The following is a 12,127-nucleotide window of genomic DNA, read 5'->3' as shown; positions in this document are numbered from 1 at the left end:
CTGAGAGTCAGCGCGAACAGACAAGGGCGCGTCCGTGTCGCCGATTGGCGGGGCTGGACGACGTGGGACGAATTCGGCAGTAGGACTGCAGAAGACGATTGGGGACGGAATGGGTAAGGTAACCGGATTTCTCGAGATCGACCGGCAGACGCACAAGTACCAGCCGGCGTCCGACCGCATCCGGCATTTTCGCGAGTTCACGCTGCCGATGTCCGACGAGGAAGTCGGCAAGCAGTCAGCGCGGTGCATGGATTGCGGCATTCCCTACTGCCACGGCCCGACGGGCTGCCCGGTGCACAACCAGATCCCGGACTGGAATGACCTCGTCTATTCCGGCGACTGGGAAGGCGCGGCGCGCAACCTGCACTCGACCAACAACTTCCCCGAGTTCACCGGCCGCATCTGCCCGGCGCCCTGCGAGGAAGCCTGCACGCTGAACCTCGAGGACGCGCCGGTCGCGATCAAGACGATCGAGCAGGCGATTGCCGACAAGGCCTATGAGCTCGGGCTGATCAAGCCGCAGCCGGCGAAGCAGAAGACCGGCAAGCGCGTCGCCGTCATCGGCTCGGGCCCGGCGGGCATGGCGGCGGCACAGCAGCTCGGCCGCGCCGGCCACGAGGTGCATGTCTTCGAGCGGGAATCGCGGCCTGGCGGGCTGATGCGCTATGGCATCCCCGACTTCAAGATGGAGAAGCACTGGATCGACCGGCGCGTCGAGCAGATGCAGGGCGAGGGCGTCACGTTCTTCTGCGGCGTCAATGTCGGCGTCGACCGCAAGCTCTCCGACATCTCCGCCGAATACGACGCCGTGCTGTATTGCGGCGGCTCGGAGCGGCCGCGCGAGGCCGGCATTCCGCGCAACGGCCTCGGCGGCATCTACGATGCGATGCCGTATCTGGTGCAGCAGAACCGCCGCGTCGGCCGCGAGCCGATCGCCAGCGTCGGCTGGCCGTCGGAAGAGATCTGGGCCGGCGGCAAGCATGTCGTGGTCGTGGGCGGCGGCGACACGGCGTCTGACTGTGTCGGCACCGCCTTCCGGCAGGGCGCCGTCAAGGTCACCCAGCTCGACATCCGGCCGCAGCCGCCGAAGACCGAGAACAAGCTGGAGGTCTGGCCCTATTGGGCGACCAAGATGCGCACCTCGTCCAGCCAGGCCGAGGGCGCCATCCGCGAGTTCCAGATCGCCACGCTCGAATTCGTCGGCGAGGACGGCGTGCTCACCGGCGTGCGCTGCGCCGAGGTGGACGAGGCCCGCAAGCCGATCCCGGGCACCGACTTCATCATCAAGGCCGATCTCGCCTTCATCGCCATCGGCTTTGCCGGGCCGATCGCCGACGGCTTCCTCAAGGATGCCGGCGAAGCGCTGGCGACCAAGACCGACCGGCGCGGCAACGTCTCGGTGGCCGCCGACGACCAGACCTATCTCACCTCGGTCGAGAAGCTCTACACAGCCGGCGACGTGCGCCGCGGCCAGTCGCTGGTGGTCTGGGCGATCCGCGAAGGGCGCCAGGCGGCGCGGGCCATCGACCTCGACCTGATGGGCACCACGACGCTGCCGCGCTGAATCGGCGGCGGTTCGGCCAGCCTATTGCGGTCGGGCCGCCTCGTTCTCGCGGCTCCAGTCCTCGATGATCGCGTCGAGGATCGTCGGCATCTCCTCGGGCGGCTTGATGCCGTCCGACTCCCGCACGCTCTGCAGGTTCACCGAACCGCGCGAGACGATCGGCGGGCCGCTGGGCGTGACGGCGGCGCTCTTCTCGCTCCAGGCGAAGTTGTCGGCCCGGCCTTCCGTGCCGCCGGTCCCGCCGCCATTGATCACCAGCCGCTCGCGCGGCGACGGCTCGAGCGAGAAGCCGCTGGCCGCGCCCGTCCCCAGCAGCCTGTCCGGCCCGTCGAGCGCCGGATCGTCGATCGACACCGGCGCCGCCTTCAGGGCGTTCGCGGCGTTGCCGATCGGCGGCAGCTGGATGGTCGGCAACTGGTCCGGACCCAGCGTGAACGCGCCGGTGGCCGCCATGGCAGTCCCGAGCAGCCGGTTGATCGCCCGTTCGGCGAAGAAGGCGAGCTTGTCCTCGCCGGCATTCGTCATGGTGATCCCGTCGGAATTGCGAAGCTGGGTGGTCTGGCCGTTCACCCCCGGTCCGGAATAGACGAAGGCGCCGTTGGCATCGACGAAGCCGTCCCAGATGTCGACGAACTCGCCGGAGACGCTCGAGGCGCCCTTGCGGTAGAGGTCGTTGAGGAAGACCATGTCCTCGCTCATCCGGTCGAACTTGAAGGCCGGCGTGCCGACCCATACCAGCGGCACGTTGCGGCTCTTGGCCGCCCCGGTGATCTCGCCGATCCGCTCCTCGTAGAGCCGCACCCACTCCTCCGAGCGCGAGGGCAGGGAACGGGATCCGACGGTCATCGGCTGGCGGTCGTTGGAGCCCAGCATCACCACCAGGACTTCCGGCTTGGCTTCGTCGAGAATGGGACCGAGCTTTTCGGTCCAGTCATAGTGGTCTTCGCGCACGAGGCCGGACGAGCCTTCCGTGCGGGCCTCGATGACCACCATCTCGTTGTCGGCGTAGAGATTGGAGAGACCGTCCGCCAGCGATGCCGCCAGGAAGTCGCCGACGACGAGCACCGTCTTGGCGGCCTCGCTCTTCGAGGCCGGCGCTGCGGCGGCGGCTGCGGCGGCGCTCTGCTGGCCGGATGGCTTGGGGCGGGCGGCCTGGGTCCGCTGCTTCTTCTGACGTACCGGGCGTGTCGCCCGCACCTTCTTCTTCCGGACCACCGGCTTGCGGACGGCGGGACGCTCCGGGGCGGCTTGCGTGCCGCCGCCGAACAGCATTTCCAGCACCGTGCGGGGCCGCTGCTGCGCCTCCGCCACCACGCCGGTCACCAGCACGGCGAAGGCAGCCAGCAGAGCGACGAGTGCCGTCCTTACGGGCCGGGCGCCTGCTCTGCGTTCTGCTGCCGCCATCCGATGATGTCTCCGTTCCGTCTAGTTCCGCCTCAGGAAATCCAGAAGCGCCTTCGATGCGTTGCCGTCCTGAGCCAATCCGGCATTTCCCTGCAGCGCCATGATGGCGGTTTTGGATCCGTCGCCGATCTTACCATCGATCTTGCCGTCATACAGCCCGCGCGAGGCGAGGTGCTGCTGCAGTTCGTAACGCTCCTGGGTCGACAACGGCGTGTAGCCGCGCGGCCAGTCGCGCTGCGGACCGCCATAGCCGGCGATACGGTCGGCGAGCAGCCCGACGCCGAGGGCATAGGTGTCGGCGTTGTTGTAGTTCTTCAGGACGAAGAAGTTCTTGGTCATCAGGAAGGCCGGGCCGGCGTCGCCGGCGAGCCGCACCAGATTGGCGCGGTCGGACGGATGGGCGAAGCCCGAGCCGCTCGGTCGCTGGAAGCCGAGGCCCTGCCACTGGGCGAGGGAACGGTTGTCGCGCTCGAGCTTGCCGCGATACTGGGCCGGCACGTTGACCTCGTAGCCCCAGGTCCGGCCCGACTGCCAGCCGTTCTTGCGCAGCAGGTTGGCGGCCGTCGCGAGCGCGTCCGGCACCGACTCCCAGATGTTCGCGTGGCCGTCGCCGTCCATGTCGGCCGCGTAGGCCTGGTAGCTCGTCGGGATGAACTGGGTGTGGCCCATGGCGCCGGCCCAGGAGCTGGTCAGCTTGTTCGGCGCGACGTGGCCGGCCTGGGCGATCTTCAGCGCCGCGATAAGCTGCTGGCGGGCAAACTTGGCGCGGCGGCCGCCCTCATAGGCGAGCGTCGCCAGCGAGCGCGGCAGGCTCTTCATCACGCCCTCGCGGGTGAGCGCCGCGCCGTAATTGGTCTCCATCGACCAGATCGCCAGCAGGATGTGCCGGTCGACGCCGAAGCGCTTCTCGATGCGGTCGAGCCAGCTTGCGTATTTCACCGCCATCGCGCGGCCCTCGGCGATGGTCTCGTCGTTGACGCGGTTGTCGATGTAGTCCCAGACCTTGGCCTTGAACTCCGGCTGGTAGGCGGCCTTCTGCAGCACCTCGGGATCGGGCTCGGTGACGCCGGCAAAGGCCGCGCGGTAGACGTTGCGACTGATGCCGTTGCTCGCCGCGACGCTCTCGAACTGCTGGATCCAGCGCTGGAACCCGGCATCGGCCGCCGCGGGCAGGGCGAACGAGGTCGCGACGATCATCGCGACGAGGGCCGAGCCGAGACGGGTCATCCGGGATGCGGTCGATCGTTGCATGGCAGTCATTCTCCTCATCAGTCCACGGAAGATCGGAACGCTACAGGCGGCGTGGTTAAGAAGCCGTTTACCAATCCCTGGCGGGAGACCGCCGGCGAGGGCTGGCATTCCTCCTCTGTCTCGCTATTTCACGGCGAAAGCACGGCGCCGGGAAGCCTCGGCGCGCTTGCGGCGTGACATCGCCGGTGTGCGTGGGGACGTATCCGAGGACCATGATGAAGAAAGTCAGAAAAGCCGTATTCCCGGTGGCCGGTCTCGGCACCCGCTTCCTGCCCGCCACGAAGGCCATCCCGAAGGAGATGCTGACGGTCGTCGACCGCCCGGTGATCCAGTACGTGGTCGACGAGGCGTGGGCCGCCGGCATCGAACACCTGATCTTCGTCACGGGACGTAACAAGGCCGTCATCGAGGACTATTTCGATATCCAGGTCGAGTTGTCCGCGACGCTCGCCGAGCGCGGCAAGACCGTCGAGCTGCAGCTTCTCGACGACCTGCAGCCCAAGCCCGGCACCTCCAGCTTCACCCGCCAGCAGGCGCCGCTCGGCCTCGGCCACGCCGTCTGGTGCGCGCGCGAACTCGTCGGCAACGAGCCCTTCGCGCTGCTCCTGCCCGACATGATCATGCAGGCCGAGAAGGGCTGCCTCTCCGAAATGGTGGAGTTGTACGAGGAGACCGGCGGCAACGTCATCTCGGTCGAGCAGTGCGATCCGCAGGAAACCCACAAATACGGCATCGTCGGCAGGGGCGAGGACGTCGGCAAGGGATTCCGCGTCACCGGCATGGTCGAGAAGCCCAAGCCGGCGGACGCGCCGTCGAACTACTCGATCTCCGGACGCTACATCCTGCAGCCGGAGATCTTCGACATCCTGTCGACGCAGGAGCGCGGCGCCGGCAACGAGATCCAGCTCACCGACGCGATGCTCAAGCTGGCCGACCGGCAGGACTTTTCCGCCTATCACTTCACCGGGCGGACCTTCGACTGCGGCTCCAAGGAGGGTTTTATCGAGGCGAACGTCGCCTTCGCGCTCTGGCGGCCGGACATCCGCGACAAGGTCATCGGCAATATCGGCCGGCTGCTGCGTACGGTGGAGCCCGCCGACGTCGACAAGGCTGCCGAGTAGCTGCGACTGCTCAGCGCTGCAGCTTGACCCCGAGGCGGACGGTGTCGGCGCGGTAGTCGGCGCCGTCGACCTGCGAGAAGAGCTCGCGGTGGCTGTAGAGGCCGGTCAGCGCCAGGCTGCGCGTCAGCCAGTAGTTGAACCCGGCCTCGCCGGTCAGCTCGGTCTCGTCGCTGCCGGGGAGCGAGGAATCGGCGTAGGTCGCGGTGATCGCCGCGGTGAGATCCGTCCGGGCGGTGAGAACGTGCGTCACCCCCAGCGATCCCTCGTAGGACACGGTGGTGGACTGGCCGGAGCTCTCCGGCTCGAAGGTCGTGCGGGCAGCGAGCGTCACCTCGGTGCCACGGCGCGGTGACCATTGCAGCGAGGCGTCCAGCGTCGGTGCCGCGGTGGTCTCCGCGCGGTCGTCCTCGGGCTTGTTCCATGCGTAGCCGACGGCGATCTCGCCGCTGAGCTTCTCCGACAGGTCGATACCGACGCCGGCGCGCAGCGCCGGGATCAGCGAGTCCCGCCCGATCTCGCCGCTGTCGGACTCGTCGAACAGCCGCTGCCCGAGACTGCCCTCCAGGAAGGGTTGCAGCGCCGGTGACAGGCGGTAGCCGGCCCTGAGCGCACCGGTCAGCGTGGTGTAGCTCTGCGAGGCGAGGCCGTCGGGCAGGCCGGAATAATCCTCCCGCGCCACCGTGCCGGTGCCGCCCAGCACCACGCGGCCGAACTCGCGCTGCAGCTGCGCCGAGGCGGAGCCGCTGAGAACCTCCGGCCGTTCCGCGCCGGCCAGCGCGGCGTCGATCTCCACCGGGTCCTCGCGCCGGTATTCCAGAGCGCCGCGGAAGGTCGCGCTGGTCAGGCGGTCGATGTCGAGCCGCAGCCGCCCGTCGACGGCGGCGTTCGGATCCTCCGGCTCCTCGCCGGCGAAGTTCCGCCGATAGCTCAGTCGAGTGTTGAACTCGGCCTCGTGCCGGGACCAGTCCGACAGCAGGCGAGCCGCGACCGTCGTCTCGCTGAAGACGCCGCCTTCGCCGCCCGGCTCCTCGTCGAGATTGGTCGAGGCGCCGATATCCTGGATCAGCTCCGGGAAGAGGATGAAGCTGCCGGCGCGGATTCCGACCGGGGCGAAGGGATCGCCCGTCGGGCGCCGGACAATCCGCTGCAACGCCACCGCCGGGCGGTTGCCGCGCAGCAGGTCGAGCGAGCCGGGCACTTCGCCGGCGACGCCGGCCGACAGCGGCGGGTTGCTCGTCGTCGCTGCGACCGGCGTGGCGGCCGCTCGCGGCAACGCTTCTTCCTCGAAATCGGGCTCGACGCCGGTCTGGCGCGCCGCCGCGGCATTCGGCCGGACCGGGCTGGCGCGGCCGGAAAGATCGGCGCGTCCGGCGGGCCGGGAGGGAGCCGCCTCGAACAGGTCGAAGCTCGGCGCCGGGGCTTCCTCCGCCTCGATCTCCTCGGGCAGCAGTTCGTCACGCTCGTCCTGCGGCACTGCTGCGTCGTCGGACTGGCCGGATCGCAGATCCTGCGATCCGGTATCGAGCGATTCGCCTTCGCCGATCCTCGGCGTGTCGGCCTGGCGCCTGATACCCCGCAGCGCCTCGCCGTCGGTGATGTCGGAGCCGGTCCGCAGTTCCGGCAGCACAATCGTCTGAGCGTAAGCCTGATCGGTGGACGCGGCCGCAAGGGCGCCGATGAGGGCGGCTCCGAGCAGCTTCGGGAGGCGGGCAAAAACCGGGGTCATCGCGACGATTGGGCACCTTCATCGATAGTCCGCGGACCTTCGGGCTTGCCGAAAGGTAAATTTTCTTGGTTAAGGATAGGTTGACGGGATTGCCCGAATCCTGCGCCGCCCGTGGCCCCGGGCGGGATGTCTTGATTTGGCCAGACGCGCCTGATCAATTGCGCGCCATTCCGGCCAGAGGGTCGAAGCGGAGAAGCCAGATCTTGATTCCCCAATCGCTTGCCACGACCGGCAGTCTCGGTTCCGCTTCCGCGGTCCACACGATCGAGACCGAAGCCGATGGGCTGCGGATCCTGGCGGGCCTGCTGCGGGGCGAGATGGCGGCGCCGTTCGAGCGCGTGCTGGAGCTGATCTCGCGGGTGACGGGTCGGATCATCGTCACCGGCGTCGGCAAGAGCGGCCACATCGGCGCCAAGATCGCCGCGACCTTCGCATCCACCGGCACGCCGGCCTTCTTCGTGCATCCGTCCGAAGCCAATCACGGCGATCTCGGCATGATCGGCCGCGACGATGCGATCCTGGCGATGTCCTGGTCGGGGGAAAGCGCCGAGCTGAAGGGCATCGTCGCCTATTCGCGGCGCTTCCGGATCCCGCTGATCGCGCTGACCTCGCGTCGCGATTCGACGCTCGGCCGCGAGGCCGACGAGGCGCTGATCCTGCCGCGCGTCGCCGAGGCCTGTCCGCATGGCCTCGCCCCGACCACCTCGACCACCCTGCAGGTGGCGCTGGGCGACGCGCTGGCGGTGGCGCTGCTGGAGCGTCGCGGCTTCACCCCGGGCGACTTCCGGGTGTTCCATCCGGGCGGCCAGCTCGGCGCCAGCCTGACCCATGTCGGCGACATCATGCATGTCGGCGAGTCGCTGCCGCTGGTGCCGGAAGGCATGCTGATGTCCGAGGCGATCATCGTCATGTCGCGCAAGGGCTTTGGCTGCGTCGCCGTAGTCGACGGGGAGGGGCTGCTGCGCGGCCTCGTCACCGACGGCGATCTGCGGCGGCACCTCGCCGGCGATCTGCTGAACCAGAAGGTCGATGCGGTGATGACCCGCAATCCGAAGACGATCGAGCCGGAGACGATGGCGGCCAAGGCCCTCGACATCGTCAACAGCCTGAACATCACGGCGCTGATGGTGGTCCGCCAGGGCCGCCCGGTGGGCATCGTCCACCTGCACGATCTGCTGCGGATCGGCGCTGCCTGAGGCGGCAGCTCAGCGGGCCGGCGGCGACGTCGGCTCGACCCTGAGCACGCTGCCCTCGGCGCCGACCACCCGCACCCGCGTACCCTTCGGCAGGTCCGGCCCCTCGACGCTCCACCAGCTGTCCTCCAGCCCGACCCGTCCGCGCCCGCCGACGAGGTCCTCGCTGAGCACCGCCTCGCGGCCGATCAGCCGCTGCGTCGGCTTGTTGAGCGTGCCGGAAGCCTGCGCCTCGGCCTTCGCCCCGTACCACTTCCGGCCGAGGAACACCGCGACGGCCGATACGACGACATAGGCCAGCACCTGCTGCTCCCAGCCGAACCAGGCGCCGCCGATCAGCAGCACGTTCATGCCGACGACCAGGGCGGCGATGCCGAAGAACAGGAGGTAGACCCCCGGCAGCACCGTCTCGAGCACCAGCAGCAGCAGGCCGAGAATCCACCAGCCGTAGTCGGACAGCGCGCCGGTCCAGTCGGTCACGTGTCGCTCCCGCCCGGCGAAACCGTCGGGACTGCGCCGGGGGGTACCGCGCCGCCCCTGCGCGGCGCGCGCGGGACGGCGGTCGGGCCGGCTGGCTCCGGATCGCCGAACGAGGCGCGGGCGATCTCGGCGATGCCGGCGATCGAGCCCATCAGCGACGCCGCCTCGAGCGGCATCAGGATGACGCGCTGGTTGGGCGCCGAGGCGAGCTTGGCCAGCGCCTCGGTGTATTTCTGCGCGACGAAATAGTTGATCGCCTGCACGTCGCCGGCGGCGATCGCCTCGGAGACGAGGCGCGTCGCGGTGGCCTCGGCCTCGGCCAGCCGCTCGCGGCCCTCGGCCTCGCGATAGGCGGCGTCGCGCCGGCCCTCGGCCTGCAGGATCTGCGACTGCTTCTCGCCCTCGGCGCGCAGGATCGCGGCGTTGCGCGAGCCCTCTGCCTCGAGGATTTCCGCCCGCTTCTCGCGTTCGGCCATCATCTGCCGCGCCATCGAATCGACGAGGTTCTTCGGCGGGTTGATGTCCTTGATCTCGATGCGGGTAATCTTGATGCCCCAGCTGTTCGCGGCCTGATCGACCACCCGGAGGATCTTCTCGGAGATGGCGTCGCGGTTCGACAGCAGGTCGTCGAGATCCATCGACCCCATCACCGAGCGCAGATTGGTCATCACCAGGTTGAGGATGGCGTTCTCGAGCCCCGAGACCTCGTAGGCGGCCGCCGCCGCGTCGAGCACCTGGTAGAAGGCGACGCCGTCGGCCGCCACGGAAGCGTTGTCGCGGGTGATCACCTCCTGCGTCGGCACGTCCAGCACCTGCTCCATCATGTTGAGCTTGCGGCCGACGCGCTCGACGAAGGGCAGAATGACGTTCAGCCCCGGCGTCAGTGTGCGGGTGTAGCGGCCGAAATTCTCGACCGTGTAGTTGTAGCCCTGCGGGACGATCTTGATCGTCGAGAACAGGACGACGATCGCGACGAACAGGACGACGAGGACGAGGATGCCGGTGGCGGTGAGCATGTCATCTCCGTTTCTGCGGACCGTCGTCGCCGCAAGGGCGGCGCCGCAGGGAGACTATCGCCGCCCCGCCGGGCCGCCGCAAGCCGCCGTCCGGGTCAGTCGACCCAGCCGCGCAGCTCGCGCCGCACCATCGCCTCGATGACGTCCATGCCGGGCTCGGAATCGTTCAGGCAGGGAATGTGGGCGAAGTGCTCGCCGCCCGCCTCGTGGAAGATTTCGCCCGCCTCGCCGGCGATCTCCTCCAGCGTTTCCAGGCAATCGGAGACGAAGCCGGGATTGAGCACCGCGATCCGCTTGATGCCCTCCTTCGCCAAGGCTTCGACCGTCTTGTCGGTGTAGGGCTGCAGCCATTCCTCCGGGCCGAAGCGCGACTGGAAGCAGGTCATCAGCCGGCCCTTCGGCCAGCCGAGCCGTTCCTCCAGCAGCCGCGAGGTCTTCTGGCAGTGGCAGTGATACGGGTCGCCCTTGCGGAAATAGCTCTGCGGGATGCCGTGATAGGAGGCGATCACCCGCTCCGGCTCGAAGTCGAGCGTCGCGAGATAGGTCTCGATCGAGCGGGCGAGCGCGTCGATGTAGATCGGCTCGTCGTGATACGGCGGCACGGTGCGGACCGCCGGCATCCACCGTTTGGTCATCATGTGCTCGAAGAACTTGTCGTTGACGGTCGCCGTCGTCGAGGCCGCATATTGCGGGTAGAGCGGGTAGACCAGGATGCGGTCGCAGCCCTGCTCCATCAGGTAGTCGGTGCGCTCGGCGATCGACGGGTTGCCGTAGCGCATCGCCCAGTCGACGACGATCTCGCCGCGCCCGGCCAGCCGCAGCGCCAGCTTCTCGCCCTGCGCCCGGGTGAAGGTGCGCAGCGGCGATTCGTTGCGCTCGGTGTTCCAGATCTCCGCATAGGCGGCGCCGGATTTCTTCGGGCGGGTGTTCAGCACGATGCCGTAGAGGATCGGATACCAGGCGGCGCGCGGCCACTCGATCACCCGCTTGTCGGAGAGGAACTCCTTCAGATAGCGGCGCATCGGCTTGAAGTCGGTGCCGTCCGGCGTGCCCAGATTGACCAGCAGGACGCCGACCTTCGGCTGCTTCACCGTCGGGTGACCGGCGGGAAGCGGGCCCGTCGCCCGTTCGGCGATCGTCTTGGTCAGGGCGTTCATCGGCGCATCCTCAGGCAGTTTCGGCACTCCGCTTGGCGCGGCGGGCCACCGGCGGCCGGCCGCTGATATACGTGCCGCCGCTTTCCGTCTCGTTCAGGCGATATAGGCGGCTTTATCCGCAGGCGAAACGCGACGGACCGTCCTGCCGGTGCGACGAATTGTTCAGCCGCGCGCCAGGCTGAAGCTCGATCCGTCCGCGGCGGTGCAGGTCATCTGCCCGGCGGCATGGTTGCAGTTGGCCGCCAGCTGCTGGTTCCGCTGCAGCGAACGGTAGGTGATCTGGATCTGGCCCGGACCCGTCGTGGTGTAGGTTCCCTCGGCGAGCAGACCGTTGGTGGCACTCTCGGCGGAGGTGAAGCGGCCGTTCTGGAACCGTGCCGTGTAGGGAACCGGGCCGCCGACATTGCGCCAGTTGCCTTCGACACCGAGCGGCATCTGCTGCTGCGGTGGCAGGGAGGGGGCGAGGGACGCCTGCTGTTGGGACTGGCAGGCTGCCAGCGTCAGGGCGAGGAGAGAAAGGCAAAGGGCGGAACGGCGCATGACGGGTCCTTACTGACTGCGCTGCCTTCGACCAGCGGCCCGCGCGAACACAACGATACTATGAGGAACCAGCCATAGGGCATGATTCCCAAGCTCCCAAGCGTCAAGGTTAGACCAATCGCGCAACGCTGTCATCGCGGCTGCGCCGCCGTCAGACCGGTTCGGGCCGCCGGGGTGCCAGGACCGAGTGAATCGACCCGATCGTTTCGATCGAGCGGATTCTTCCGTCTGTGGTGAAGGCGAACCAGTACATCGTCGTGCCGGTGATCAGCGTGCCGGTCTTCTCGTCGCGGCGCGTCCAGTCGCAACGGCTGGCCGCCTCGTCGAGTTCGCAGACGATCCCGCGCGGCTCGTAGGAGATGTAGTTGGTGCGCTTCATCAGCTCCTGCAGGAAGGCCGTCGCCTCTTCCTCGCCCTGCAGCCGGAACTCGCCTTCCATCCGCCCGAACCAGGGCGCGTCTGCCATCGCGGCGTTGCTGCGTTGGGAAAACACCGCACCCGGCGCGAAATGGCGCGCGATATTGCCGGGCGAGCCCGACATCACCGCATCCATGACCGCCTCGACTACCTGCCGCCGGGCTTCGCTATCCGTCATCATGCGCTCCGTCGCGGTGGCTTGCCGTCGCCACCAGTGGGAGAAGCCGCAGCTTCACCGGCCCCGTCAAGATGAAAGGG

11 protein-coding genes are annotated in these 12,127 nt (G+C 68.3%); 3 read left to right on the top strand and 8 right to left on the bottom strand.

Annotated elements, in window-relative coordinates; genetic code table 11:
- Positions 1 to 109: 109 nt before the first annotated feature.
- Complete coding sequence (locus tag LXB15_RS14330) at positions 110 to 1,564, top strand: glutamate synthase subunit beta (protein ID WP_233949089.1); 1,455 nt, start codon at positions 110 to 112, stop codon at positions 1,562 to 1,564.
- Between the two features lie 21 nt (positions 1,565 to 1,585).
- On the opposite strand, the gene LXB15_RS14325 is transcribed toward LXB15_RS14330, so the two are convergent.
- Together LXB15_RS14325 and LXB15_RS14320 are read right to left on the bottom strand one after the other, a co-directional pair.
- Positions 1,586 to 2,968, bottom strand: a complete 1,383-nt coding sequence (locus LXB15_RS14325) for an SGNH family hydrolase (protein ID WP_233949088.1) — start codon at positions 2,966 to 2,968, stop codon at positions 1,586 to 1,588.
- A 21-nt stretch (positions 2,969 to 2,989) separates the two neighbouring features.
- Positions 2,990 to 4,219: a lytic murein transglycosylase gene (locus LXB15_RS14320; protein WP_233949087.1), complete on the bottom strand. Its 1,230-nt coding sequence runs from the start codon at positions 4,217 to 4,219 to the stop codon at positions 2,990 to 2,992.
- 215 nt (positions 4,220 to 4,434) lie between these two features.
- On the opposite strand from LXB15_RS14320, the gene galU reads away from it, so the two are divergent.
- Positions 4,435 to 5,340, top strand: coding sequence for a UTP--glucose-1-phosphate uridylyltransferase GalU (galU, locus tag LXB15_RS14315; protein WP_233949086.1), 906 nt, complete (start codon positions 4,435 to 4,437; stop codon positions 5,338 to 5,340).
- A gap of 10 nt (positions 5,341 to 5,350) precedes the next feature.
- Here the strand turns inward: galU and LXB15_RS14310 are convergent, their stop codons facing one another.
- Positions 5,351 to 7,066: an outer membrane beta-barrel protein gene (locus LXB15_RS14310; protein ID WP_233949085.1), complete on the bottom strand. Its 1,716-nt coding sequence runs from the start codon at positions 7,064 to 7,066 to the stop codon at positions 5,351 to 5,353.
- 203 nt (positions 7,067 to 7,269) lie between these two features.
- On the opposite strand from LXB15_RS14310, the gene LXB15_RS14305 reads away from it, so the two are divergent.
- Positions 7,270 to 8,262, top strand: coding sequence for an SIS domain-containing protein (locus LXB15_RS14305; RefSeq protein WP_370640109.1), 993 nt, complete (start codon positions 7,270 to 7,272; stop codon positions 8,260 to 8,262).
- Positions 8,263 to 8,271: 9 nt separating this feature from the next.
- Here the strand turns inward: LXB15_RS14305 and LXB15_RS14300 are convergent, their stop codons facing one another.
- The 5 genes from LXB15_RS14300 to LXB15_RS14280 all read right to left on the bottom strand — a co-directional run bounded on the left by LXB15_RS14300 (position 8,272) and on the right by LXB15_RS14280 (position 12,047).
- A complete protein-coding gene (locus tag LXB15_RS14300; protein WP_233949084.1) occupies positions 8,272 to 8,739 on the bottom strand; it encodes an NfeD family protein in 468 nt (155 codons plus the stop codon).
- Positions 8,736 to 9,755, bottom strand: a complete 1,020-nt coding sequence (locus LXB15_RS14295) for an SPFH domain-containing protein (protein ID WP_233949083.1) — start codon at positions 9,753 to 9,755, stop codon at positions 8,736 to 8,738. The genes LXB15_RS14300 and LXB15_RS14295 overlap by 4 nt, the downstream gene beginning before the upstream one ends.
- A gap of 95 nt (positions 9,756 to 9,850) precedes the next feature.
- Complete coding sequence (hemH, locus tag LXB15_RS14290) at positions 9,851 to 10,912, bottom strand: ferrochelatase (protein ID WP_233949082.1); 1,062 nt, start codon at positions 10,910 to 10,912, stop codon at positions 9,851 to 9,853.
- Between the two features lie 162 nt (positions 10,913 to 11,074).
- The gene (locus LXB15_RS14285) at positions 11,075 to 11,452 is read right to left on the bottom strand and encodes a hypothetical protein (protein ID WP_233949081.1); all 378 of its coding nucleotides are present in this window, start codon (positions 11,450 to 11,452) and stop codon (positions 11,075 to 11,077) included.
- Between the two features lie 151 nt (positions 11,453 to 11,603).
- Positions 11,604 to 12,047, bottom strand: coding sequence for a nuclear transport factor 2 family protein (locus tag LXB15_RS14280; protein WP_233949080.1), 444 nt, complete (start codon positions 12,045 to 12,047; stop codon positions 11,604 to 11,606).
- Positions 12,048 to 12,127: the final 80 nt, after the last annotated feature.

It is taken from the genome of Aurantimonas sp. HBX-1 (assembly GCF_021391535.1).
Lineage (GTDB): Bacteria > Pseudomonadota > Alphaproteobacteria > Rhizobiales > Rhizobiaceae > Aurantimonas.
This window is presented reverse-complemented; position numbering and strand designations above follow the sequence as displayed.